At 71.4% G+C, this 266-nt stretch carries 1 pseudogene; it reads right to left on the bottom strand.

Annotated features, from left to right (window positions below):
• Positions 1-266 (bottom strand): annotated as a pseudogene (locus tag EOD29_RS32310) (hypothetical protein); the annotation flags it as partial.

Consider the following 266-nt stretch of genomic DNA (forward strand, 5'->3'; position numbering starts at 1 on the left):
TGTAGTTGACGACCAGCCAGACCGGACCGCGCCAGTAGCGCCCGGCGTCGAAGCGCGGGTCGGCGGGATCGTGCGACGGCACGATAAAGCGCGCCGTGCCGGCCAGGCGCTCGATGGTGCCGGCAATCGACGCGGCGCGATCCTCCGGGATGGCTGCGAAGGCAGGCAGGATGCCGCCTACGGAGGCGCTGTCGACGAGCTTGCCGGCGACGCGGTCGAGGCAGAGATACTGGCCGTGCGCCTCGCTCCACAGCCGCTCGATCGCC

Origin of the sequence: Mesorhizobium sp. M1A.T.Ca.IN.004.03.1.1 (assembly GCF_003997555.1) — a bacterium.
Taxonomy (GTDB): domain Bacteria; phylum Pseudomonadota; class Alphaproteobacteria; order Rhizobiales; family Rhizobiaceae; genus Mesorhizobium.